The organism is Euzebyales bacterium (genome assembly GCA_035461305.1).
GTDB lineage: Bacteria > Actinomycetota > Nitriliruptoria > Euzebyales > JAHELV01 > JAHELV01.
In genome coordinates, this window is the sequence record DATHVN010000210.1 from 1 (window position 1) to 23,770 (window position 23,770).

Consider the following 23,770-nt stretch of genomic DNA (forward strand, 5'->3'; position numbering starts at 1 on the left):
GATCCGCCCGGCCCGGAGCTGCTGCGCCTCCGTGGCGTTGGGCCGGAACCGCTTGTAGTAGAAGTCGTGCGCGACCGACGACGAGATGACCAGCAGCAGTCCGGAGGCGGTCGACAGCGCGGCGGCCAGGCCACCGGCCGCGACCAGGCCGACCACAATTGCGGGCAGCCCTGCGATCTGCGGGGTGGCCAGCACCATGATGTCGAGGTCGGGGGTGATCTCGTTCTCGCTCTCGGGGTCCTCGGCCTCGCCAGGCGCGAACTGCACCTGCCCGTCACCGTTCTTGTCGTCGATCGTGATCAGGCCGGCGTCCTGCCACTCGATGACCCACTGGGGCAGGTTGTCGACCGACGCGTTGCTGACGTCCTGGATGAAGTTGGTCTTGGCGAACACCCCGACCGCGGGCGCGGTCGTGTACAGGATCGCGATGAACAGCAGCGCCCAGAACGCGCTCGCCCGCGCGTCACGCACCGTCTTGGTGGTGTAGAAGCGCACGATCACGTGCGGCAGGCCCGCCGTCCCGACCATCAGCGAGCCGGTGATCAGAAGCATGTTCAGCATGCTGCGGCTCTCATCGGTGAACGGATCCGTGTACGCGCTGAAGCCCAGTTCCTGCTGCAGGCCGTTGAGGTCCTGTGCGACGTTGCCGAACGAGACCTGCGGGATCGGGTTGCCCGACAGCGTGTAGGCGATCGCGATCGCCGGGATCAGGTACGCGATGATCAGCACGCTGTACTGGGCGACCTGCGTCCACGTGATGCCCTTCATGCCACCGAGGACGGCGTAGAAGAACACGACGGCCATGCCGATCAGCACGCCGCCGATGACCGCGTCGCCGAAGATCTCGATCCCGACGTAGCGACTGAACACGATGCCGACGCCGCGCATCTGCCCGGCGACGTAGGTCAGCGACACGAAGATCGCGGCCACGGCAGCCACCGCCCGCGCCGTCTCGGAGTAGCGGTCGCCCACGAAGTCGGGGACCGTGTACTTGCCGAACTTCCGCAGGTAGGGCGCGAGCAGCAGCGCCAGCAGCACGTAGCCGCCGGTCCAGCCCATCAGGTAGACCGAACCGCCGTAGCCCTGGAAGGAGATGAGCCCGGCCATCGAGATGAACGACGCGGCGCTCATCCAGTCGGCGCCGATCGCGGCGCCGTTGGCGACGGCCGGCACGCCGTGCCCGGCGACGTAGAAGCCCTCGGTGTCCGAGACCCGGCTGCGGTAGGCGATGAACAGGTACAGGCCGAACGTCCCGGCGACCCAGATCAGGGTCCACAGTTGGATGCTCGTCATGGCCGCCTACCCCTCTCGCGGGCCCTGCGCACCTCGTCCGCGACGCGCTGTTCCTCTTCGCGGCCGACCCCGTAGTGGTCGTCGAGCCGCTCCATGCGCCACACGTAGACGCCGATCAGGATGACGAAGGTGACGATCGAGCCCTGCTGGGCGAACCAGAAGCCGAGCGGGAACCCGTTGATCACGATGTTGTTCAGCGGCACCACGAGCAGGATCCCGAACAGGAAGCTCACGCAGAACCACACGGCCAACAGGATCGACATGATCCGAAGGTTCGACCGCCAGTACTCGCGGCGTTGCGATTCGTCCATGGCACGCGCCTCCCTCGCCAACTGCAGCTGCGCGGTCCTCACCGCGCGGACCAGCAAACCGGACCCACGCACGTGCAGCAAGCGGTGTGCCGTGGACGGCGGCTACGACTTCGCCAACGGGTGACAGGGCGGTCCGGACGGCACGTGGACCGATGCTGGACCGTTCGGTGCGTGATCTCGACCGTCTGCAGAGTCTGGACCACCGTTGGGCCGATGTCTGCCGCCGTGCGATGCCTCATGAGGTACCGTGCCGAGGATGGCTGACCGCGCGCGTGGCGACCGACCGACCGTGCGTGTCCGCTGGCCGTATCTCGGTAGGCCGCAGACCCTGCTGCTCGTCGCCGGACTCGTGACGATCGTCGCGAGCTTCCTGCCGTGGCTCGACACCGCCTTCGGCAGCACGAGCGGCGCGGCACTCGGTGGCCTCTACACCTTCTATGCGGGACTGCTCGCCGTGCCCGGGGCGATCCTGCGCCGCCGCATGGTCGTCGTCGGTCACGCGCTCGTGCTCGCGGTCGTTGGCACCGCCGTGCCCACCTGGCGCCTGGTGTGGGCGCTGGGCCGGCTGCCCGGCCTCGGGCAGGCGTGGCTGCCGGGACCGGGCCTGCTGCTCGTGTTGATCTCGGGCGGGGTCGCCGCGTACGTGGCCGTCGCTCTGTTGCGCACCCAGGTGACCGACGGATCGCGCTCGCCCACCGCCCACGCCGACCGCTAGATTGCCAGGTGTGACCCCGACCGCCGACGAGCCGATCGGCCGCGACGAGTTCGACACGCCGGCCGAGGTCGACGCCGTGTTCCGCACCCAGCGCCGCATCGCCGTCGCCCACTTCGTGGTGTTCCTCGCCGGCCTCCTGTCGATCCCGGCGGTCACCCTGTTCACAGGGTGGTCCAGCGAGAACGAGGTCGCGCAGTGGGCGACCGGCTTCGTGGCGATCGGCGCCGGGCTCTACCTGTTCTTCTTCCTCCTCGGCATGGCAGCGGCGTCGCTGGCCACCGGCGTCGAGCACCGCATGCTCGGCACGCCCGGCCACGCCGACGCGGCCGAGCGCGAGCCGTGACGACGGTGGACGCGGACCCGTGACCGTCGACCTGGCGGCGCTGATCGCCACCCTGGCCGGCCTTACGATGCTCGCCCTGGCACTCGCCGTGCGGCCACGGCGGGCATCGAGCATCGACTTCTACCTCGCCGGTCAACGGATCGGTGTGGTGACCAACGCGCTGGCGATATGTGGCGACTACTTCTCGGCGGCGTCGTTCCTGGGTGTCGCTGCCGCCGTCTACGTCTCGGGCCTGGACGGGGTGTGGTACGCAGCCGGGTTCGCGGCCGGGTTCGTGCCCGTCCTGCTGTTCGTCGCGGCGCCGATGCGCCGCTTCGGCCAGTACTCGCTGCCTGACTTCCTGGGCCGCCGGCTCGTGTCCGACCAGGTCCGCCTGGCCGCGGTCGGCGTGGTCCAGATCATCGTCCTCAGCTACCTCATACCCCAGGCGGTGGCGAGCGGAATCACGTGGAGCCTCCTGGTCGGATCGGGCGTCCTCGGACTCGATGCCTACGCGACCGGCGTGGTGGTCGCGACCACGACGATCGCCGGCCTGGTCGCGTTCGGTGGCATGCGCGGCACGACGTGGACCCAGGCCTTGCAGTTCGTGCTCATGATGGCGGTGCTGGTGTGGCTCGCTGCGATGGTCCTGGGCAGTGGCTTCAGCTACACGGGTGCTGTGGAGGATCTGTCCAGACAGCCGCTGCTCAACCCCGTGCTCGTCGACGGGCAGTGGCAGCTGCAGCCGGTGCGCAGCGCGCTGCAGTCGGATGCCCCGGCGCGCTTCGACGAGCCAGGCGCACGGTACTCGGTCCTCGGGCAGACCATGCTGCTGATCACGCTCATGCTGGGCACCGCGGGGCTGCCCCACGTCATGAACCGCTACTTCACGAGCCCGACCGGCCGGGAGGCCCGACGGACGACCGTGTGGGTGCTGGGTGCGGCCGGTGTGTTCTACATGCTCGCGGTCATGCTCGGCACAGCCGCACGCAGCGTGATCGAACAGGTCGCGGACACCACGCCGTGGCTGGCGGACCTGACGGTCGATGGGGTGCTGCGGATCCCCGAGCACGCGATGCTGACGCTCGGACGGCTGAGCGCCGGCCAGGCCGGGCTGGCGACGATCGCGATCGCGGCGCTCGTGGCGGTGATCTCGACCATGGCTGGCCTGCTGCTCGCCGCGGCCGCGTCCTGGGGGCACGACACCTTCGCCGGCGTCGTCAACCGCCGCGCGACCCAGGCGCAGGTCGTGCTCGCGGGGCGTCTCGCGGTCGTGGGCACCGCCGCGGTCGCCGCCGTCGTCGCGTTGCAGCTGGAGCCGGCGTCGCTGTCGGCGCTGTTCCCCTCGGCGGTGGCCACGATGGTCACCTGGGCATTCGCTGTCGCAGGTTCGGCGCTGACGCCGGTGATCATCCTGTCCATCTGGTGGCGCAGAACGACGGCGGCGGGCGCGGTCGCGGGGCTCTTCGTTGGCAGCGGCACCGCGATCACCATGTTCCTGATCGCCCTGCTGCGCCCCGACTGGTCGGTGGCGACGCTGTTGCTGACGCCGACGCCGGTCGCTGCGCCGTGTGCCATCATCGCAGCCGTCGTGGTCTCGCTGCGGACCGAGGTGCCGGCCGACCTTCCGGAGCTGTGGGTGCGGCTGCACGGCACCGCCGCGGACCGGGCCGCCGAACGGCTGGCCCGGTTGACGATCCGCAGCGCCGAAGCCCACCGGCCCCCCTCCGATCAGGTCCGCGTCGGGGGCACGGGACGCTGGTCATGAGCCGCTCGGCCGGACTGCTCGCGACGGTCGTGGCGGCCGCGTGGATCCTGCTGTACGTCACGACGCAGATGATCGCCGACCCACCGCTGCACACCGGCGTGATCATCGCGCTCGGCGTGGCCGTGACGACCGCCCTGATCCTGGGCTTCCCATCGACGCTGCGCGGGCCGCGCGATCCGCTGGCAGCCACCGGCCGGGGTCGGCTGCTGCGACTGCGCGTGCCGGGGGCACAGTCGTCGACGTCGGTCGCCGTCTTCGGACGCCATCTGCCGTTGCGGTCGGGCCTGACGCCAGAGGCGGCAGATCGGACCGTGCGGCTGCTGCGGCCAATCCTCGCCGGCGATGCGGTTGCGATCACCGACACCGAGTCCGTGCTCGCGTTCGTCGGCCCGGGCAGTGACCACCACCGGTCGGGGCACCAGCCGACGACCGCAGCCACCCGCGCGGTCCTCGCCGGCGGGAGGACCAAGGTGCTGCGCACGCGCGAGGAACTGGGCTGCTCCGACCCGACGTGTCCCCTGCGGACAGCCGTCGTGGCGCCGCTTCTGGTGGCCCACCGCGTGGTCGGCACGTTGAAGGTGTACCGCATCGACGGGACCCCGCCCGCGAAGCAGCCGGTGCAGGACCTGGCCAGCATCCTGTCGTTGCACCTCGAGCTCGCCGAGGCCGACCGTGAGCGGCAGCTGGCGGCCGACGCGCGGCTGAACGCGCTGCGCGCGCAGATCAACCCGCACTTCCTGTTCAACGTCCTCAACACCATCGCGTCCAAGGCCAGGACCGACCCTGAGAACGCCCGCCGGCTACTGCTGCGGCTGAGTGACTTCTTCCGCTACTCGATCCGCCAGGACGGGCAGTTCGCCGACTTCGCGCAGGAGTACTTCTTCGTCCGAACGTATCTGTCGCTCGAGCAGGCGAGGTACGGCGACAGCCTGCACGTGCGCTTCGACGTCGACCCGCAGGTCCTGAGCGTGCAGGTGCCGGTGCTGACGATCCAGCCGCTCGTCGAGAACGCGGTCAAGCACGGTCTGTCAGAGAAGGTCGGTGGCGGAACGGTCAGCCTGCGTGCCCGCGTCGACCCGCTGAGCGGGACCACGATGATCCAGGTGCGCGATGACGGGGTGGGCATGCCCGACGACGTGCTGGACCGGGTGCTGGCAGGGCAGGCGCCCAGCGAGGGCATCGGGCTGCGCAACATCAACCAGCGCCTGGAGAACCTGTTCGGCGAGCGATACTCGATGCACGTCCGCTCCGGACGTGACAAGGGCACGACCGTCGACCTGCGCCTGCCGCTGCGCTAGGGTCTGTCTCCCGGACCGGTCGTGCACCGAGGGTGCTGGCTGCGCCGGGCTCGCAAGGCGCGGTGAGCGACGAACACCGCGCTCGTGTCGGCGCGAGCCGCAACGACGCGAGCCCGGATGCAAATGCGATCGAATGCCGGCCGGGACCGGGAGACAGACCGGGCATACGTCGATGGATGCCACCAGCAGGTCGGGTCGAAGGGACACCTGATGGACGCCCGCCGTCGCGCGCGCTGCCTGATCGTCGACGACGAGACGCCCGCCCGCGCCGAGCTGCGGTACCTGCTCGAGTCGTTCCCGGACGTCCAGGTGGTCGGTGAGGCGACCAACGCGGACGAGGCCGCCGTGCTGTTGGACTCGCTGCACTACGACGTGGTACTGCTAGACATCCGCATGCCCGGTGGCACGGGCCTGGAGCTCGCCGCGCGGCTGCGTGCGCAGGAGCATCCCCCGGCGATCGTGTTCACGACCGCGTACCCCGACCACGCCGTCGAGGCCTTCGATCTGGCGGCGGTCGACTACCTGGTCAAGCCGTTCGACGAGGACCGGCTCCGGCGCGCGCTGGAGCGCGCGCTGCGTCCGTTCGGCGCCGACGATGACGATCCGCCCACAGGCGTCACGCCCGCCGGGTCCACCCTCACCGCCCGGATCCCGATCCAGCAGGCCGGCCGCACGGTGCTCGTGGAGCCCGACGCGATCTACTACGCCAACGCGTCACGCGGCTACAGCTACCTCAAGCTCGCCGACGACCGGGTGCTGACCACCTACTCGTTGGCCGACCTCGAGCGGCGCCTGACCGACGAGTTCTTCCGCTGCCACCGCTCCTACCTGGTCAACCTCCGGCACGTCCGCGAACTGGTGTCCGACTTCCAGGGTGGCCTGATGCTGATCATGGACGACCCTGAGCGCAGCCGGGTCGAGGTGTCCCGCCGGCAGGCCGCGGCGCTGCGTCGCGCGCTCGGCGTGTGACCCGGGAAAGGCGCTAGAACTCGTCGTCGGACTCGAGCAGGAGGCTCTCGAGACGGTCGCGTGGGGTGTCGCGATCGTGGTCGCTGGCCTCCTGCTCGTCGTCCTGTGCGTCACGTGCGACCCGCTCGACCTCGTCGGGGTCGACGTTGTCGTCGAGCAGGGCGCGGACCTCCTCATCCGACAGGTCGGGAGCCGCGGTCACCGACGCACCGCTCCGGCGCCGTGTCCGCGTCGGCGCCGTGGCGTCGTCCGGCGCGCCAGCGCGGGTGCGGCGGGGACGGCCGCTCGTCGGAGCGTTGGGTCGTTGACGGTTCATGGTCGGCCTCGCTTCGTGTTCACGTGGTGACGGGGAGCACCGCAGCGCCGCGTCCTTGCTGTGGTCAGACGAGTGAGGCGACGTCCGCCTCCTTGTCGCGGACCGCCTCCGCCGCCTCGCGCAATGCCCCCAGCTCGTCGTCGGTGAGGTCGAGCTCGACGATCTCGGTCACACCGCTCCGGCCGAGCCGCGCCGGCACGCCCAGGTACACGTCACTGATCCCGTACTCACCGGTGACCCATGCGCAGACCGGTAGCACCACTCCCTGGTCCAGCGCGACGGCGCCCACCATGCGGGCCGCGGCCGACGACGGCGCGTAGTACGCAGAACCCTGCTTGAGCAACCCGACGATCTCGGCGCCGCCGGTTCGGGTCGCACCGACGATCTGCTCGATCACGTCGTCGTCCATCACCTCGCGCAGTGGCTTGCCGTCGACGGTGACCTGCGACGGGACCGGCACCATCGTGTCGCCGTGCGAGCCGAGTGTGATCGCCTCGACCACGAGCGGCGAGATGCCCAGCGCGGTCGCGATCTTGTCCTGGAAGCGGGCCGTATCGAGCAGGCCTGCCTGTCCCATGACACGCTCGTGGGGAAAGCCCGACACCTGCTGGAACAGCGCAGTCATCTCGTCGAGCGGATTGGACACCACGATGACGACGGCATCGGGTGAGGTCTCGGCGATCTGGCGCGCGACACCACCGACGATCTTGGCGTTGTCCTCGAGCAGGTCCATCCGGCTCATGCCCGGCGACCGTGGCTTGCCGGCCGTGACGACCACGATGTCGGAGCCGTCCGCGTTCTCGTACCCGTTGGTGCCGATGACCTTCGTCTCGTAGCCCTCGATCGGCCGCGACTGGTTCATGTCGAGCGCGAGGCCCTGCGGCAGGCCCTCGATGATGTCGAGCATGACGACCTCGTCGGCGAAGTCGGCCTGCGCGATGCGCTGGACGGTCGTCGAGCCGTACTTGCCGGCGCCGATCACGGTTACCTTCACGGGTGCGCCTCCCAGGTCGGGGGGTGAGCAGATGGAATCCTCGGGCGACCCTACCCGGCCGCGGACCGCGGCTACACGTGGGCTGCGGCGTGCGCCTGCAACCGTGCGGCCAGCAGGGTGTTGTGCAGCAGCATCGTGACGGTCATCGGTCCAACTCCCCCGGGGACCGGCGTGATCGCGCCCGCGACCTCCGCCACGCCGTCGAAGTCGGCGTCACCCTCGAGCGTGCCGTCGTCGCGCCGGTTGATGCCGACGTCGATCACCGCGGCGCCCGGCCGGACCATGTCGGCCGTCAGGGTGCGCGACACGCCGGTCGCGACCACGACGATGTCCGCGGTGCGGGTGTGCGCGGCGAGGTCCCGCGTGCCGGTGTGACAGATCGTCACCGTGGCGTTCGCGCCCTCGCCCCGGGTCGTCAGGAGCATGGCGAGCGGCCGCCCGACGAGCTGCGACCGGCCGATGACGACCACATCAGCACCGTTGATCTCGATGCCCGCCGTGCGCAACAGCACCTGGCAGCCCAACGGCGTCGCCGGGACGAACCGCGGGTCGCCGCGCAGCAGGCGGCCGGCGTTGTCGGGGTGCAGCCCGTCGACGTCCTTGAGCGGATCGACCCGTTCCTGCGCGGTGACCGCGTCGAGCTGCGCCGGTAGCGGCATCTGGACGATGATGCCGTGCACGTGCGGGTCCGCGTTGAGCCGGTCGATCTCACCGTGCAGGTGGTCCTGGGTTGCGTCGGCCGGTAGGCGGACGCCGTGGGACGTCATGCCGACGCGCTCGCACATGCGCTCCTTCTGCCCGACGTAGACGTGGCTCGCCGGGTCGTCACCGACCAGGATCGCGGCGAGACCGGGCACGACGCCGGTCCTCGCCAGCTCCGCGGTCTCCGCGGCGATGCGTTCACGCTCGGCGGCCGCTGTCGCCCTGCCGTCGATGAGCCGTGCAGTCATCCGTGCTCCTGCGTCCTGCGGGTCCTGCGATGGGCGACACACGCTACCGGCTCGCACCGCCGGCTGCCTCCCCGCCGTCGGTGCCGTCAGCCGCGGCCGCGTCCGCATCGGCCGCCCGAAGCGCGTCGTTGACCGCTGCCACGATCCGGACGAGCGCCCTGGCGAAGACCCCGACGACCCAGACCGGTACCAGCAGGGCACTGGCCACGGTCAACCGCTGCGTTCCATCGCCGGCGGTCGCAACGGCGAACCACGTCAGGGCGAGTGCGCAGATGACGGCGACCCCCGCGATCTGGCCGACGGTGCCCACCACCACCATGAGGGGGCCATAGCCCAGCAGCGCCCCGAGGACGGGCGCGAGGGGTAGCAGCTGTGCACCGTGCACTGTCGCGGTCAGCCGTTCCCGCACGTCGTCGTCGGCATCGAGGGTGCGCGCCAGCCAGCGCGCCACGGCCAGTGGCAGCCACGGCAACGACGGACCCCGCAGCGCCGGGTCGATGGCCAGCAGGCCCGCGACGCCGCCGAGGCCCGCGAGGGCCACGCCCGGCGACGGCAGCACCAGGCCCATGGCCACCGGGACGGCGGCTGCCGTCAGCAGCCCCAGGCGCCACCACGTCCGCGACGTCTGCGGGCCAGTTCCGACGTCGTCGAGTGGCGACGTCGCGTACAGCACGATGGTCTGGGTCGTGTCGATGAGATCCGCGCACCGCTCGGGCCGCTCGTCGGGCACCGTCGACAACGCACGGATCACCGGATCCGGCAGGTCGAGCGCCCGAGGCTCGGCCAGCAGGTCGGCCAGCTTCTCGCCGCGCGCACCGGAGTGCAGCGCGACCAGCGTCGCCGCGAACGAGTAGACGTCCGCCGGAGGTCCGAACCGTCCGGATGGCACCTCCGGCGCAACGAACAATGGTGTGCCGACGTAGGTCATGTCACCGCCGACCGTGCGCAGGCTCGACGGGTCGACCAGCACGATGCGCCCGGCGTCGGCACGGATCAGGTTCGACGGCTTGACGTCGCGGTGGACAAGGGGCTCGCCGTCGGACCACTCCCCGTCGTGCAGACGGTCGAGCGCCAGCGCGAGCGGCTCGAGGTCGGCGAAGGCCGCCGCGCCCAGGTAGGCGTTGTCGAGCGGCTCGCCTTCCACGAGCTCCATGATCATCGCACCCCAGCCGGCCCAGTCCCCAGAGGTGAGTACCCGCGCGTTGAGGACGCGCACCAGCGCCGGGTCGTCGATGCGGGCCAGCTCCTGCGCCCGCCGAGCGAACGTGGCCGGCTCAGCCACGACATCCGGTCGGATCAGCTTGACCGCGCGTAGGTTCCCATCACGGGCCGCGGCGGCCCAGACCTCCCCCTCGCCGCCGACGCCGATGCGGTGCCGCAGCTGCGCGCCGAGCACAGTCGGCAGCCGTCGCGCGGCGCGGTCGCGGCGCGCGATCCTGGTGCGGTCGATGGACCCGTTGACGGTCACACCGTGACGGTATCGTGCCCGGGTCCGATTTGAGAGGATCCGCCGTGGCGCTGCGCAGCGGGACCGGTCGACGGGTGCCCCGGTCGGCGCCCCTCGACGATCGTGCCAATGTCGGGGACGTGGCGGGCCCCGCGGCCCGTGGCGCGCTCCGGCTGCCGCTGCTGCTGGGCGCGCTGGGCGCGTTCGCCATCGCCTTCTCGGGCATCTACGTGCGGCTCTCGACGGTCGCGCCCGCGACGTCGGCGGTGTTCCGGTGCCTGTACGCCGTGCCGGTGCTGGCGCTGCTCGCGCGTCGCGAGACGCGGGCCGCTGGACGACGCGATGTGGCGCACCGACGGCGCTCCCTTGCGGCCGGCGTCGCGTTCGCCGTCGACCTCGTGGCCTGGCACTACGCCATCGACGTGGTCGGCGCCGGACTGGCGACGGTGCTGGCCAACGTCCAGGTGGTCATCGTCGGCCTGGTCGCGTGGGTCGTGCTGGGCGAGCGACCGTCGCGCGCCACCATCGGCGCGGTGCCGGTCATGCTGTTCGGCGTCGTGCTGATCTCCGGCGTGATCGGCGCGGACGCCTATGGCGACGACCCCGGCCTCGGGGCCGCGCTCGGCCTGCTCGCCGCGGTCGCGTACTCCGGCTACCTGCTGCTGCTCCGAGCGGGCAACGCCGACCAGGAGCACAAGGCCGGCGCGCTGCTCGACGCGACCGTCGTCGGTGGCCTCGGTGCGGCGGTCGCCGGACTCGCGCTCGGCGACCTCGACCTCGTGCCCAGCTGGCCGGAGCACGGATGGCTGATCGTTCTCGCGCTCAACTCGCAGGTGGTCGGCTGGTTGCTGATCTCGTACGCCCTGCCCCGCCTGCCCGCGATCGTGACCTCGGTGCTGCTGCTGCTCCAGCCCGTCAGCGCGGTGCTCCTGGGCATCGTGCTGCTCGGCGAGGCGCCATCGGTCGTCCAGCTGGGAGGCGTCGGGCTCGTCCTGGCCGGCATCGTCGTATCGACCGCCAGCGACGCGGCCGCGGGGCGCGACCGTCAGCGATCGGAGCGCTGACCCGCCAGCTCCTTCGTCAACGACCACACCTGCGCTCCCAGCGCGGCATCCCCGGTGCCATCGGGCCAGCGGACCGGACGCAACCGCGCGTCGACGTGGCCGGTGGGCGGGATCGGCCCGGTCGCCAGCTCGACGTACCGTGCAGCCACCGCCGCAGGGTCCGCGGCGAACCGCATCTTGGGCCGGTACGCCAGCTGCAGCAGGGGCGGGTAGGCGGCCAGGCGCTCCTGGTCGAGCCGCACGCTGGGGATCTGGAGGGCGGCCGCCACCACGCCGCGGCGCCGCAGCTCGGCTGCGAACGCCAGCTGGGCGAGCTTCGAGCGGTAGTAGGCGCGCACCGGCGACCAGCGCCGTCGGCTGTCGAGGTCGTCGAGGTCCAGGCGCTGCCACGGCATCGCGGTCAGGCCGCGCGAACCGGCGAGCACGACGCGGCCGTCGCCGACGAGGTGGGGCCACAGGATCGTGGTCAGCACGAACGGCGCCACGTGGTTGACCGCGAAGACCTCCTCGATCCCGTCGGTGGTGATCCTCGGCCGCCGCCTGGCGACGGCGAGGATCGCGGCGTTGTTGACGACAGCCTGCACCGGACCGACCGCGGCGATCCGCTCGGCGGCGGCCCGGACCTGCGCGAGATCGGCGAGGTCGGCCGGGATGCTCTCGACTCGGCCGCCCGCGCGGGCCGCGGCGGTCGCCTCCGCCACGACGCCGGCGGCCCGTTCGTCCGACCGCGCCATAACGATCACATGGCGCCCCGCCCCGGCGAGCTGCACGGCGGCGCGCCGCCCGATTCCCGTGGCGGCGCCCGTGACCACGACCGTGCCGGCGTTCATGCCCGCAGTGTCTCACGCCGAAGCTCGGGGTGTGGGGCACAGCTCGGGTGAGGTCCGGACTTCGGCCCTGACCCGAAGTCCTGCCCCCACCCCGAGATTCGGGACCGAAGGTGGTGCAGCGAAGTTCGGGGTGGGGGGCCGGGTGCGGTTTGGGTCAGTGGCGGAAGTGGCGGTGGCCCGTGGTCAGCATCGGGATGCCCGCCTCGTCGCACGCCGCGATCGTGTCGTCGTCGCGCTTCGAGCCGCCCGGCTGGATGATCGCCGCGACGCCCGCCGTGATCGCGGCGTCGGGACCGTCGCGGAACGGGAAGAACGCGTCGCTGGCCAGCACGGAACCCTTCGCGCGGTCTCCGGCCTTGCGGACCGCCAGCTCGACGCTGTCGACGCGCGACATCTGCCCGGCGCCGACCCCGACGACCGCGCGGTCGTGGACCAGCACGATCGCGTTCGACTTCACGTGGCGGCACGCCTGCCAGGCGAACGCCAACGCTGCGCTCTGCTCGGCGGTCGGCTGTGCCCGGGTCACGACCTGCCAGCCGGCGGCGTCGTCGGTGCCCAGATCCGGGCGCTGCACCAGCAGGCCGCCCGCGACGGTCTGCGCCTGCACCACATCGGAGTCCGGCACCGAGACCTCCAGCAGCCGCAGGTTGCGCCGCTTGACGAACTCCTCGCGCGCCTCGGCCGAGAACGCCGGCGCGACCACGACCTCGGTGAAGACCTCGATGACCTGCCGTGCCGTCTCGGCGTCGACCTCGCGATTGCAGCCCACGATGCCGCCGAACGCGCTGACCGGGTCACCGGCCAGCGCCGGTCCGTACGCCTCCGCCAGGCTGGCGGCCAGCGCGATGCCCGTGGGGTTGGTGTGCTTGACGATCGCCACGCACGGCTCGCCGAAGGCGGTCGCCATGCGCCACGCCGCATCGGCGTCGAGCAGGTTGGTGTAGCTCAGCGCCTTGCCCTGCAGCAGGGGTGCGGCGGACAGCCCCCGCGGCGACGGCGGCCGGTAGAACGCGGCCTGCTGGTGGGGGTTCTCGCCGTAGCGCAGGTCCGTCACCTTGTGCCACACGTCGACCCGCGTGAATGGCATGGGATCGTCGCCGGCGAACCAGGCGACGATGGCCGCGTCGTAGGTGGCGGTGTGGGTGAACGCCTTCGCCGCCAGGCGACGGCGCGTTCCGGCCTCGATGCCGTCGCCTGAGACCTGCTCGACGATCGTCGTGTAATCGGCCGGGTCGACCACGACCGCCACGTGCGCGTGGTTCTTGGCGGCCGCCCGCATCATGGCCGGCCCTCCGATGTCGATCATCTCGATCGCGTCGGCAGCGGAGACGTCAGGGTTCGCGACGGTCTGCTCGAACGGGTACAGGTTCGACACGACCAGGTCGATCGGCGTGATGCCGTGCTCGGTGAGCGTCCGCAGGTGCTCAGCCACGCCGCGGTCGGCGAGGATGCCACCGTGCACCGCGGGGTGCAGCGTCTTGACGCGGCCGTCGAGGATCTCGGGGAACCCGGTCACGTCGGTGACCGGGGTGACCGGCACGCCGGCATCGGCGATGACCCGGGCGGTCGAGCCGGTGGACACGAGCTCGACCCCGGCGTCGTGCAGCGCGCGTGCCAGCAGCGCCAGGCCGGTCTTGTCGTACGCGCTGATGAGTGCGCGTCGCGGTTGGAGTGGGGCGTTGCTCACGGTTGTGTCCTCACGTGTCGTCCGGCACGGATGAGGCGTCCGGCGCACCAGTCCCGCACCACATCAGGTAGCAGCTGGTGCTCGATCTTCCGCAGCCGTTCGTGCAGGCTGGCCGCCGTGTCGCCGGGATGCACGGCCACGGCCTCCTGGGCGATGATCGGGCCGTGGTCGACGAGCTCGTCGACGAAGTGCACCGTGACACCCGTGACCTTGACACCCCATGCCAGCGCGTCCTCGACGGCGTGGGCGCCGGGGAACGCGGGCAGCAGCGAGGGGTGGATGTTGATCACCGGCCACCGGTGCACGAAGGCACCCGACAGCACACGCATGAAACCGGCCAGCACCACCAGGTCGGGTCGCATCCCAGCGACCCGATCGGTCAGGGTCGCCTCCCACGCCACCCGGTCGCCGTCCAGCGGCACCGTCGCGATGTGCACACCACGAGCCGCGGCGCGTTCCAGTGCCCGCGCACCGGGCCGGTCCGACACCACGCCGACGACGTCACCGCCGAGGTCGGGAGCGTCGAGCAGCGCCTGGAGGTTGGTGCCTGACCCGCTGGCCAGCACGACGATTCGCTGGGAGTGCACGCCGGTGAGATCCCTGGTCAGTCGGATGGACGGGCCTGCCGGCCGTGGTCCTACGGGGCCGGTTCGACGTCTGGTCCCGGGTCCGGGTCGGGCGCAGGCGCCGGATCCCGGTCGGGGGTAGGCGCCGGATCCGGGTCGGGGGTAGGCGCCGGATCCGGGTCGGGTGCAGGCGCCGGGCCGGGGTCCGGGTCGGGTGCCGGCGTCGGATCGGAGTCCGGCGCCGGTGCGGGATCCGCCTTCGGCCTGGGCCTCGGCTCCGGTGAGCTCGTCGGCTTGCTCGACGGCGTGCCGGCCGATCCCGACGACGCCGAGCTCCTGGCGGATCCGCCGCCGCGAGCCGACACCGTGTCGCTACCGCCGGAAGCGGTGGATCGCATCGCGCTGAGGCCCGGGTACGACGACGCCGTCGCCCGTTCGCCGGGGAGGAGCGACGCGACCCGCCATGGAGGTCTGACGGTCGAGTCGTCCGCGGATGCCCTGGCCATTCTGTCCTTCCGGTTCCTCGAGGGCGCCGGCTCCTTGCGCGCGGCCTCGACCATGAGCGTGCGGCCGCCCGCGGGCGGGAACGAGAGCGTGTCCGGCCCGGTACCCGCGTCGGAGCCGGGGTCCTCGGCTGCAGCAACCTGTGCCGGCAGCGTCGTCTGTGCCGTCCCGACGCCCCCGGCGACGAAGGCGAGCACCGCCAGCAGCGACGCCAGCGCGAAGACCGGCTGCGGGGTCGGCGAGTAGCGCACGAGGCGTGACGGGACACCGGACGTGAACCCCGCCGCCCGGCGGCGAACGGGCACGGACAGCCGGAGCAGCGACTCCACGGCGATGGGCGACAGGCGCTCGGCGGCCAGCGCTTCCAAGGGGAGCGGGCTGCCGCCGTCGAGCGACCGCTCGTAGGGATGCGCGGCGGTCACGACGACGTACGCGTCGGCGACGGCCGCGGCGTGCGCGGCGATCGCGACGGATGAGGTGGTGCTGGTCGTGGCGACGTCGATGAACGGGCCACGCAGCAGCGCACTCCACGGACCGAGCCACGCGACCATCGGCTGGTGGGGGTGCGGCAGGTCATCAGGGCCTGTGCCGAGCTCGCGCAGCAGCAGCGCCCACTGGAACCGGTCCAGGTCGTCGCGGTCGAGGTGGAGGCGTTCCGCGACGAGCGTCGCGACAGCCCGGACCCGCCCAGCGTGTGAGCGCGGCCGGAGTCCGCTCCGTGCGGTCGCTGCATAGCTGATGATGACGTGCTCGGCGGCGGCGTCGAGATCGCGGTCGGCCATGCCGGGCAGCAGGTCGGCCAGCTCGGCGTCGCCGCCCCGCAGCGACGCCAGCGAAGCGATCCGCGACCGCCTCGGCACGGCGCCCGGGAAGCCCAGGTCGAGGTCGAGCAGGGCGGCGACCGGCAGCAGGCGGCGCAGCGTCCGCTCGACGGCGAGCGCGCCGGCCAGAGCGACACCGGCGATCAGCGCCCCGCGCAGCACCTCGGTCACCGGCCCGCCCGCCGGGGGCAGCAGGTCCGCCGCGAAGTAGGCGACACTGAACAACGCGAGCAGCGGACCGACCATCGCGTACACGCGGTAGGCGCGCGCCAGGCCGGGCCGCCTGTGCCAGCGATCTGCGGTCACACCCGGATCAGACATCCCGCGGGTCCTTTGCAGCGCGATGGACGATGAAGATGCGGGCAGGGCACGGTGGACAGCATCCCGCTCGGCCCCCATCATCGCAGCACCAGCGACCACGGCAACACGGACTGCTGGCCGGTCCGGGGTGCCGTTAGGTCATCAGGCCCCTCGCCCCCTGGCCGAGGCGCTCGATCATCAGCTGCGCGGTCTCGCTGGGGTTCATGCCGACGTCGATGCCAAGCTCCGTCAGAGCCGTCTTCTTGTCGGCCGCGGTCTCGCCGCCGTCGCCCCCCTCCTTGATGATCGCGCCGGCATGGCCCATCTGCTTGCCGGGAGGCGCGGTGAACCCGGCGACGTAGGCTGCGACCGGCATGTCCGGGATGTGCTCGTGGATCCACCGGCCGACCCGCTGTTCCTCGGTGCCGCCGATCTCACCCACGAACAGGATGGCCTCGGTCTCGGGGTCCTCGGCCAGCTGCGGAATGATGTCCATGAAGTCCGAGCCGATGATCGGATCGCCGCCGATCCCCACGCAGGTCGAGATGCCGACGCTGGCCGCGTCCAGCTCGTGCATCAACTGGTAGGTCAGCGTGCCTGACCGGCTGACCAGGCCAACCGGTCCCGCACGGGTGCTGGACTCGGGGATGAAGCCGACGTTGGCCTTGCCGGGCGAGATCAGCCCCGGACAGTTCGGCCCGATGAGGACAGGGCGGCCCTCCCTGGTGAACGAACCGTCGGCGTAGCGCGGATAGAAGGTGTTGTAGATCTGCGCCATGTCGTGGACCGGGATGCCTTCGGTCAGGCATACGATCAGCTCGATGCCGGCCTCGAAGGCCTCGATGATCGCGTCCTTCGCGAACGGTGCGGGCACCAGGATCATCGACGTGTTGATGTCCTCGTGCTCGACCGCCTCGATCGCGCTGGCGTAGATCGGCCGGTCAAGCTCCTCCCAGGTCTCGCCACCGCGCTTTGGATGCACACCGGCCACGATCGTCGTGCCGTAGTCGGCGTTGCGCCGCGCGTGGAAGGTGCCCTGGTTGCCGATGCCCTGCACGAGGACCCGGGTGTTGCTGTCGATGAGGATGCTCACGTTGATGCTCCTTCGTCGTGGCGCACTCGATCCGCGGCTCGCCGTCTCACGCCTGCGCGGCAAGCTCGACGGCCCTCTCGGCGGCGGCGACCATGGTGTCGGCGGTCACGATGCTGGGGTGGTCGGCGTCGTCGAGGATGGCACGGCCATCCTCGGCTTTGGTCCCATCGAGCCGTACGACCAGCTTCTGCGGGACCTCGCCCAGGTTGTCCAGCGCGGCCAGGATGCCGCTGGCCACCTCGTCGCCACGGGTGATCCCGCCGAAGATGTTGATCAGCACACTGCGGACGTGCTCGTCGGACAGCACCAGCGACAGGGACTGCGTCATCTTCTCCGCGTCGGCGCCTCCGCCGACGTCGAGGAAGTTCGCGGGCTGCCCACCCGCCTGGTTGACGACATCGAGCGTTGCCATGACGAGTCCCGCGCCGTTGCCGAGCACGCCGACATCACCGTGGAGCTTGACGTACTGCAGACCCTGCTCCTTCGCCTTCGCCTCCAGCGGGCTGTCGGCCTCCTCCTCGGACTGCGCCGCGAGATCGGGGTGCCGAAACAGGGCGTTGTCGTCGATCGTCACCTTCGAGTCGAGCGCGATCACGCGCCCGTCGGCCGTCTTGACCAGTGGGTTCACCTCGAACAGCGTCGCGTCGGACGCCACGAAGCCCTCGTAGAGAGCGACGAGCACATCGGCGCCCTCACCGATCACGTCGTCGGGGAAGCTGGCCTGCGTCAGAACGCCCTTCGCCCGGTCGCGGTCGATCCCGCCGGCGGGATCGATGTCCTCCTTGCGGACCTTCTCCGGCTGGGTGCGGTTGACCTCCTCGATCTCGACCCCTCCCTCGACGCTCGCGATGATCTTGTAGCCCTTGCTCGAGCGGTCGAGCAGGATCGACAGGTAGTACTCCTCGGCGATGTCGCTGGCAGGCTCGATCAGCACCTTGTTGACCCTGTGGCCCGAGATGTCGAGACCGAGGATCCCCTCGGCCCGCGCGCGTGCCTCGTCGGCGTCCCGGCAGTACTTGACGCCGCCCGCCTTCCCCCGGCCACCGGTCAGCACCTGCGCCTTGACCATGACCGGCACGCCGAAGTTCGCCGCATGCGTCAGGGCCTCACCCGGAGAGGTCGCCAGCTCACCACGCGGGGTCGTCGGGATGCCGAGCGAGCGGAACAGCTCCTTGCCCTGGTACTCCATCAGGTTCACGGTGTGTCCTTCGTGTCTGCCGGCGACGATGGCGTGCGACCCCTCGTGGCCGTCGATGACCCGGTGTCATCATGCGCAGCGCCGACCGGCGTGAACCGCCGCCGGACGCCAGGGTCAGGCTCCCCCGTCCACGGCCGGGTCGTGGACATGGTCACGGACCCAGTCGATGATCGTGTCGGTGCGAGAGCCCGGGGTGAAGATCTCGGCAACGCCTCGCTGCTTGAGCTCGACGATGTCCTCCGACGGGATGATCCCGCCACCGAAGACCACGATGTCGGAGGCGTCGCGCTCCGCCAGCAGCTCCACGACCCTGGGGAACAGGGTCATGTGCGCGCCCGAGTGGATCGACAGGCCGACGACCTGCACGTCCTCCTGCAGGGCCGCCTCGACGATCTGCTCCGGGGTCTGGTGCAACCCGGTGTAGATCACCTCGAACCCGGCGTCGCGCAGTGCGCGGGCGACGATCTTGGCGCCTCGGTCATGGCCGTCAAGGCCTGGCTTGGCCACCAGCACCCGGACCGCCACCGGACGTCCCTTCCAACCGACGAGGCCGTGTGTGGGAGGTCACACCGGCCGATGTGACCGCAGCATAGCCGTGCCAGGTCGTGGACAAACGGGCGCATGACGCGGCATAGCCTGGGCGCATCAGAGAGGACGTCGTGGCTGACGAGCACCCCGACTATGGTCCGCGCGGCTACCTGCCTCCGCGGGCGGCCAAGCGCGCCCGCAAGATCATCCTGCGCGAGCCCATGGGCCTGCAGTGGGCGATCGCCGCGGTGATCGCCGGGGCCCTGGTGCTCGTCGCCGGCGGCGTGCTGCTCCTCGCGCGGTCGGGCCCACCTGGTCCGCCGTTCGTCGCTGTCGGCGAGCTGTCGCGGATCGATCCGCGGAGCGCGGGCGAGCTGGCTGTGGACGACGACCGCTCCGTGCTCGTCCTGCGTGGCACGGGTGGCGTCGCGGTGTTCGAGGCCCCCTCCGCACCCGTGACGTGGTGCGCGCCGCGCTCCAGGCTGATCTCCCCTGGCGGCCAGGTCTGGCAGCCCAACGGTCGGCTGGTGGGCGGCACAGGACAGTCGCTGACGCGGCTGCCTGCCCAGGTCCACGACGGTGTGCTCTATGCCGACACCACGTCCCGGGGCACGCGCCTCGAGGCTGACCCTCGCGCCGAGTCGGACGTCTGCCCCACTCCCTGACGGTCCGCGCACCTGAGCCGGCGGCCGCCACGCGGTGGGGCCGACAGTTCACGGTGGTGCAGTGGTTCGGGGTGGGGCCCACAGTTCGGGGTGGTGGCAGTAATTCGTGCCTGGTCCGAACCATGTCCCCCACCCCGAACAGATGACCACACCCCGAACTCCTCGTGCGATGGCCGGACATCTGGCGGAATGCGACCATGGATGACAGCGGGGGACGCGCACCAGCTTGAGAGGGGCCGGTGAGCAGCGAGCCTGTGACAACCGATGCAGCACGGAGGGCCAGCGCGGCTGGTCCGCATGGCGCATCGCTCACGGGTGCGCTCCACCGGCAGGCGGGAGCGGCCGTGCGCAGCCTCTTCCGGCCGGCGTCGTACCTCGGCGTGCTCCGAGAGGCCCTGCTCACGTCGGTGCACGTCACGACCTACCCGCTCGGCCTGCTACCGCCCCTGCCGTTCCGCCACGAGCCGGCCGGACCGACGATCCCTCGCCGCCCGGTGATCCTGCTGCACGGCTGGGTGCACAACCGCAGTGCGTTCCTGCTGATGCAGCGGGTCCTGCGCCGAGCCGGTCTCGGGCCCGTGCACACGTTCGACTACCCGTCGGTCACCAGCGACCTCAGCCAGGTCGCCCGCCACCTCGCCCCGGTCGTCGAGAAGGTCGTCGACCACACCCGCGCGGACTCCTGCGTGCTGGTCGGCCACTCGATGGGTGGTCTCGTGGCGCGGCAGTACGTACAGGAGCTGGGCGGCCACGACCTGGTCGACACCGTGATAACAATGGGCACACCGCACCGGGGCACCTACTCGGCGTGGCTGGGCGTGGGCCGCGCCGCCGAGCAGTGCCGCCCGGGCTCGGACTACCTGACACAGCTCGAACGCACGTCCCGACCCGGGCTCGCGCGGTGGATCTCGTACTACAGCGACCTCGACTTCATGATCACGCCGGCGATCAGCGCAAAGCTGCTGACCCCCGAGCTCGACGCCACCAACGTCCGCATTCGCGACATCGGCCACCTGTCGCTGCTGCTGTCCCGCTCGGTGCTCGCCGACCTGCTGACGCGCCTCGAGGAGCACGGGACCGCCGCCTGACGTGTGCCGCTGCGGTACGGTCAGGCCCGGATCAGCGGCGCGTACGTCAGCAGCAGGCGCTTGGTGCCGGACCCGTCGAAGTCGATCATGGCCTCCTGGCTGCCCGGCACGCCGGACAGCTCGAGGATGCGGCCCTCACCGAACCGCGGGTGCAGGACCCGCATGCCGACGGCGAACTCGTCGCCCTCCTCGGCCGCGTCGTCCTCGCGCGCGACGACCCGGCGGCTCGGCCCACCCTGGTCCCGGCGGACCTCGATCAGGTCGGACGGGATCTCGCGCAGGAACCGCGATGGCGGATTGGCGTTGGTCGCCCCGAACAGCGTCCGACTCCACGCGCTGGTCACGTACAGGCGCTCGCGAGCCCGCGTGAACGCCACGTAGCACAGCCGGCGCTCCTCCTCGAGCTCGTCGGGGTCCGACAGCGCCCGGTAGTGCGGGAACACCGAGTCCTCCATGCCGATCACGAACACCACCGGGTACTCCAGCCCCTTGGCGTTGTGCATCGTCATCAGCACGAGGCGGGACTGCTCGTCGGCGTCATCGAGCGTGTCGGCCTCCGTGACCAGGGCGATGCGCTCGAGGAACTCGGCGAGCGTGGCGTCGGGTTGCAGCGACACGAAGTCCTCCGCGACGCTGGCCAGCTCCTGGACGTTCTCGATGCGACCCTGCGCCTCGATGGTGCGCTGTGCCTCGAGCTCGGCGACGTACCCGGTCACGGTCCACGTCAGCTCGACGAGCTCGGGCAGCGGGCGCTGGTCGACGGCGGCGCCCAGCGTATCGAGCGCCGCCACGAACTCGCCGACGGCGTTGACGGCGCGGGGACCGAGCTGCGGGTGCTCCTCGGCGCGCCTGCACGCCTCGAGGAACGTGATCCGCTCCCGCAGGGCGACATCGGAGAGCACCTGTTCGGTCTTCGACCCGATCCCCCGACGCGGCACGTTCACGACCCGCCGGGCGGCGACGTCGTCGGCCGGGTTCACCAGCAACTGGAGGTAGGCCAGCATGTCCTTGATCTCACGCCGCTCGTAGAAACGCGTGCCACCGACGACCTGGTACGGCGTGCCCGTGCGGATCAGGACCTCCTCGAGCACACGTGACTGCGCGTTGGTCCGGTAGAACACGGCGCAGTCACCGGGCTCGTAGCCGTGCTCCTCGACGAGCCGGTTGACCTCCTCGGCGACGAAGGCGGCCTCGTCGTGGGCGTTCTCGGCGGTGTAGCGCACGACCTGCTCGCCCTGGCCGACGTCGGTCCACAGCCTCTTCTCGAGCCGCTGCGTGTTGTGGGCGATGACCGCGTTGGCGGCGTCGAGGATCGTCTGGGTCGAGCGGTAGTTGCGCTCCAGCGTGATGCGCGTCGCGTCTGGGAAGTCACGCTCGAAGTCGAGGATGTTGCGGATGTCCGCGCCCCGGAAGCGGTAGATGGACTGGTCGGCGTCGCCGACGACGGCGAGGTTGCGGTGCTCGGAGGCGAGCATCTGGACCAGGACGTACTGGGCGTGGTTGGTGTCCTGCCACTCGTCGACGAGGACGTGAGCGAACTGGGCCTGGTACTTGGCGAGGACCTCGTCGAACAGCTGCAGCAACTCGACGGTCTTGGTGAGCAGGTCGTCGAAGTCGAGTGCGCTTGCCCGCTGCAGGCGGTCCTGGTAGAGCCGGTAGACCTGGGCGACCTGCTGGGCGTACCAGTCCATCGCCTGCTGGGAGAACGCCTCGAAGTCGATCAGCTCGTTCTTGGCCTTCGAGATCACCCCGCCCGCGCCACGTGGCGTGACCCGCTTGGGGTCCAGCCCCAGCTCGTCGATGCACTGCGCCAGCAGCCGGCGTGAGTCCTCGGTGTCGTAGATCGTGAAGGACGGCTCGTAGCCGAGGCGTGCGATCTCAGAGCGCAGCAGCCGGGCGCAGGCGGCGTGGAACGTCGAGACCCACATCCCGCCCCAGCGCCGGCGGCGCACACGTCCGTTGTCGTCGCGCGTGATGCCGACGACACGGTCGCCGATCAGGTCCGCGACGCGTTGCTGCATCTCCGACGCGGCTTTGTTGGTGAAGGTGATCGCCAGGATCCCGTAGGGGTTGGCCGCACGGTCGCGGATCAGGTGCGCGATGCGATGGGTCAGCACACGGGTCTTGCCCGACCCGGCGCCGGCGATGACCAGCAGAGGCCCGCCGACGTGCAGCACGGCCTCACGCTGTGCGGGGTTGAGGCCCTCGACGAGCTCGTTGGACGGATCGGCGAACAGCGGCGTGGAAGTCATGAGCACAGCGAGTGTAGGTGGCGGAGACCGCCGGACGATCCACATCGCTCGCGCGAACTGCACGGCGGACTGTGAACCGCGTGGGCGACACGGCCCAGACAGCACCCGCCCTGCATCGTGCCGGAAACGCGGGTGGATGCGTCATCGGGCGGGCACGCAGGGTGATGACAGACCCTCGACCTGTCCTCAATGGTGTCCAAAAGATCAGGCTGCGTAGGAGGATGCGTACGCCCAGACTGTTTGGCCAGTGCTCACACGTACGCACCGCGCCTGTGCGCGGTGATCCCCGCGGGAGGTATCCACATGATCGCCGTCGCCGACCCTGTTCCGATCTACCGCCGTGGGCTCGCGCTCGTCCTTCGGGAGGCGGGACATGACGTCGACGAGTGGGAGCACCCCGACGAGCAGCTCGACACCGAGCCGCCGAGCGGGCTGGAGGCCGTCGTGCTCACCGTGCGGTCCCCGCAGGACCTCGAGACCCTGAGCAAGATCCGCGCCCAGCACGAACAGGTCGCGATCATCGCGCTGATCATCCGCAGCGACGTCGAGTCGTACCGCCAGACGCTGCGCGCGGGCGCCTCAGTCGCCGCGCCGTGGGACGCGACCGCCGAGCAGGTGCTGCGGCGCACCGAGGCCGCGCTGGCCGGATGGGCCGTCCTGCCCAGCAACGTCGTGTCCGCACTCGCCGTCGAGGAGGCCTACGCCGGCGTGCTGTCCAACGACGAGCGCGATTGGCTGCGACGCCTCAACGCCGATGCGGCCAGCGGCGGCAGCAGCGACTAGGAGCGCAT

At 71.0% G+C, this 23,770-nt stretch carries 23 protein-coding genes; 9 read left to right on the forward strand and 14 right to left on the reverse strand.

Annotated features, from left to right (window positions below):
* Both VK923_19160 and VK923_19165 read right to left on the reverse strand, forming a co-directional pair.
* On the reverse strand, positions 1-1,293 hold a 1,293-nt coding region (locus VK923_19160; GenBank protein ID HSJ46799.1), incomplete at its 3' end, for a VC_2705 family sodium/solute symporter.
* On the reverse strand, positions 1,290-1,604 hold the full coding sequence (locus tag VK923_19165; protein HSJ46800.1) for a DUF4212 domain-containing protein: 315 nt from the start codon (positions 1,602-1,604) through the stop codon (positions 1,290-1,292). The genes VK923_19160 and VK923_19165, both read right to left, overlap by 4 nt.
* 256 nt (positions 1,605-1,860) lie before the next feature.
* Between VK923_19165 and VK923_19170 the strand changes: the two genes are divergently transcribed.
* The 5 genes from VK923_19170 to VK923_19190 all read left to right on the forward strand — a co-directional run bounded on the left by VK923_19170 (position 1,861) and on the right by VK923_19190 (position 6,676).
* Positions 1,861-2,319 carry a hypothetical protein gene (locus VK923_19170; protein HSJ46801.1) on the forward strand — a complete coding sequence of 153 codons (459 nt, stop codon included), beginning with the start codon at positions 1,861-1,863 and terminating at the stop codon, positions 2,317-2,319.
* A gap of 10 nt (positions 2,320-2,329) precedes the next feature.
* Entirely contained in the window at positions 2,330-2,662 is a 333-nt protein-coding gene (locus VK923_19175; protein ID HSJ46802.1) for a hypothetical protein, read from the forward strand.
* A 19-nt stretch (positions 2,663-2,681) separates the two neighbouring features.
* A complete protein-coding gene (locus tag VK923_19180) occupies positions 2,682-4,409 on the forward strand; it encodes a cation acetate symporter (GenBank protein ID HSJ46803.1) in 1,728 nt (575 codons plus the stop codon).
* A complete protein-coding gene (locus VK923_19185) occupies positions 4,406-5,707 on the forward strand; it encodes a histidine kinase (protein ID HSJ46804.1) in 1,302 nt (433 codons plus the stop codon). The genes VK923_19180 and VK923_19185 overlap by 4 nt, the downstream gene beginning before the upstream one ends.
* 210 nt (positions 5,708-5,917) lie before the next feature.
* A complete protein-coding gene (locus tag VK923_19190; protein HSJ46805.1) occupies positions 5,918-6,676 on the forward strand; it encodes a LytTR family DNA-binding domain-containing protein in 759 nt (252 codons plus the stop codon).
* A gap of 13 nt (positions 6,677-6,689) precedes the next feature.
* Here the strand turns inward: VK923_19190 and VK923_19195 are convergent, their stop codons facing one another.
* From VK923_19195 to VK923_19210, 4 genes are all read right to left on the reverse strand, one after another.
* Entirely contained in the window at positions 6,690-6,878 is a 189-nt protein-coding gene (locus VK923_19195) for a hypothetical protein (GenBank protein HSJ46806.1), read from the reverse strand.
* Between the two features lie 178 nt (positions 6,879-7,056).
* Positions 7,057-7,986, reverse strand: coding sequence for a malate dehydrogenase (gene mdh, locus VK923_19200; protein ID HSJ46807.1), 930 nt, complete (start codon positions 7,984-7,986; stop codon positions 7,057-7,059).
* Between the two features lie 71 nt (positions 7,987-8,057).
* The gene (locus VK923_19205) at positions 8,058-8,936 is read right to left on the reverse strand and encodes a bifunctional 5,10-methylenetetrahydrofolate dehydrogenase/5,10-methenyltetrahydrofolate cyclohydrolase (GenBank protein ID HSJ46808.1); all 879 of its coding nucleotides are present in this window, start codon (positions 8,934-8,936) and stop codon (positions 8,058-8,060) included.
* Positions 8,937-8,979: 43 nt separating this feature from the next.
* Positions 8,980-10,404 carry a hypothetical protein gene (locus VK923_19210; protein HSJ46809.1) on the reverse strand — a complete coding sequence of 475 codons (1,425 nt, stop codon included), beginning with the start codon at positions 10,402-10,404 and terminating at the stop codon, positions 8,980-8,982.
* A 44-nt stretch (positions 10,405-10,448) separates the two neighbouring features.
* Here VK923_19210 and VK923_19215 point away from each other — a divergent pair, with 44 nt between their 5' ends.
* Entirely contained in the window at positions 10,449-11,447 is a 999-nt protein-coding gene (locus tag VK923_19215) for a DMT family transporter (protein ID HSJ46810.1), read from the forward strand.
* Here VK923_19215 and VK923_19220 read toward each other — a convergent pair.
* The 7 genes from VK923_19220 to VK923_19250 all read right to left on the reverse strand — a co-directional run bounded on the left by VK923_19220 (position 11,429) and on the right by VK923_19250 (position 18,971).
* Positions 11,429-12,277: an SDR family NAD(P)-dependent oxidoreductase gene (locus VK923_19220; protein ID HSJ46811.1), complete on the reverse strand. Its 849-nt coding sequence runs from the start codon at positions 12,275-12,277 to the stop codon at positions 11,429-11,431. The two genes, VK923_19215 and VK923_19220, sit on opposite strands and share 19 nt — an antisense overlap.
* Before the next feature lie 154 nt (positions 12,278-12,431).
* Positions 12,432-13,964, reverse strand: coding sequence for a bifunctional phosphoribosylaminoimidazolecarboxamide formyltransferase/IMP cyclohydrolase (gene purH / locus VK923_19225; GenBank protein ID HSJ46812.1), 1,533 nt, complete (start codon positions 13,962-13,964; stop codon positions 12,432-12,434).
* Complete coding sequence (gene purN, locus VK923_19230) at positions 13,961-14,551, reverse strand: phosphoribosylglycinamide formyltransferase (GenBank protein ID HSJ46813.1); 591 nt, start codon at positions 14,549-14,551, stop codon at positions 13,961-13,963. Before purN ends, purH begins: the two co-directional genes overlap by 4 nt.
* Before the next feature lie 50 nt (positions 14,552-14,601).
* The gene (locus tag VK923_19235) at positions 14,602-16,176 is read right to left on the reverse strand and encodes a hypothetical protein (protein HSJ46814.1); all 1,575 of its coding nucleotides are present in this window, start codon (positions 16,174-16,176) and stop codon (positions 14,602-14,604) included.
* 133 nt (positions 16,177-16,309) lie between these two features.
* The gene (gene sucD / locus VK923_19240; GenBank protein ID HSJ46815.1) at positions 16,310-17,248 is read right to left on the reverse strand and encodes a succinate--CoA ligase subunit alpha; all 939 of its coding nucleotides are present in this window, start codon (positions 17,246-17,248) and stop codon (positions 16,310-16,312) included.
* 46 nt (positions 17,249-17,294) lie between these two features.
* Positions 17,295-18,437: an ADP-forming succinate--CoA ligase subunit beta gene (sucC, locus tag VK923_19245; protein HSJ46816.1), complete on the reverse strand. Its 1,143-nt coding sequence runs from the start codon at positions 18,435-18,437 to the stop codon at positions 17,295-17,297.
* Between the two features lie 123 nt (positions 18,438-18,560).
* Positions 18,561-18,971, reverse strand: a complete 411-nt coding sequence (locus VK923_19250; protein HSJ46817.1) for a cobalamin B12-binding domain-containing protein — start codon at positions 18,969-18,971, stop codon at positions 18,561-18,563.
* Between the two features lie 134 nt (positions 18,972-19,105).
* Between VK923_19250 and VK923_19255 the strand changes: the two genes are divergently transcribed.
* Both VK923_19255 and VK923_19260 read left to right on the forward strand, forming a co-directional pair.
* Positions 19,106-19,639, forward strand: a complete 534-nt coding sequence (locus VK923_19255; protein ID HSJ46818.1) for a hypothetical protein — start codon at positions 19,106-19,108, stop codon at positions 19,637-19,639.
* Positions 19,640-19,983: 344 nt separating this feature from the next.
* The gene (locus VK923_19260; GenBank protein HSJ46819.1) at positions 19,984-20,727 is read left to right on the forward strand and encodes an alpha/beta fold hydrolase; all 744 of its coding nucleotides are present in this window, start codon (positions 19,984-19,986) and stop codon (positions 20,725-20,727) included.
* Between the two features lie 20 nt (positions 20,728-20,747).
* Here the strand turns inward: VK923_19260 and VK923_19265 are convergent, their stop codons facing one another.
* Positions 20,748-22,979 (reverse strand): UvrD-helicase domain-containing protein, encoded by a 2,232-nt coding sequence (locus VK923_19265; protein ID HSJ46820.1) that lies wholly within the window; start codon positions 22,977-22,979, stop codon positions 20,748-20,750.
* 303 nt (positions 22,980-23,282) lie between these two features.
* Here VK923_19265 and VK923_19270 point away from each other — a divergent pair, with 303 nt between their 5' ends.
* Entirely contained in the window at positions 23,283-23,762 is a 480-nt protein-coding gene (locus VK923_19270; GenBank protein HSJ46821.1) for a hypothetical protein, read from the forward strand.
* Positions 23,763-23,770 lie beyond the last annotated feature (8 nt).

Excerpts from the sequence above, each read along its gene's own strand:
- VK923_19170 (HSJ46801.1), top strand. The coding sequence starts at position 1,861 with ATGGCTGACCGCGCGCGTGGCGACCGACCGACCGTGCGTGTCCGCTGG.
- VK923_19185 (HSJ46804.1), top strand. The coding sequence starts at position 4,406 with ATGAGCCGCTCGGCCGGACTGCTCGCGACGGTCGTGGCGGCCGCGTGG.
- VK923_19265 (HSJ46820.1), bottom strand. The coding sequence starts at position 22,979 with ATGACTTCCACGCCGCTGTTCGCCGATCCGTCCAACGAGCTCGTCGAG.
- sucC (HSJ46816.1), bottom strand. The coding sequence starts at position 18,437 with ATGGAGTACCAGGGCAAGGAGCTGTTCCGCTCGCTCGGCATCCCGACG.
- VK923_19235 (HSJ46814.1), bottom strand. The coding sequence starts at position 16,176 with ATGTCTGATCCGGGTGTGACCGCAGATCGCTGGCACAGGCGGCCCGGC.
- VK923_19205 (HSJ46808.1), bottom strand. The coding sequence starts at position 8,936 with ATGACTGCACGGCTCATCGACGGCAGGGCGACAGCGGCCGCCGAGCGT.
- VK923_19220 (HSJ46811.1), bottom strand. The coding sequence starts at position 12,277 with ATGAACGCCGGCACGGTCGTGGTCACGGGCGCCGCCACGGGAATCGGG.
- VK923_19190 (HSJ46805.1), top strand. The coding sequence starts at position 5,918 with ATGGACGCCCGCCGTCGCGCGCGCTGCCTGATCGTCGACGACGAGACG.
- VK923_19165 (HSJ46800.1), bottom strand. The coding sequence starts at position 1,604 with ATGGACGAATCGCAACGCCGCGAGTACTGGCGGTCGAACCTTCGGATC.
- VK923_19270 (HSJ46821.1), top strand. The coding sequence starts at position 23,283 with ATGATCGCCGTCGCCGACCCTGTTCCGATCTACCGCCGTGGGCTCGCG.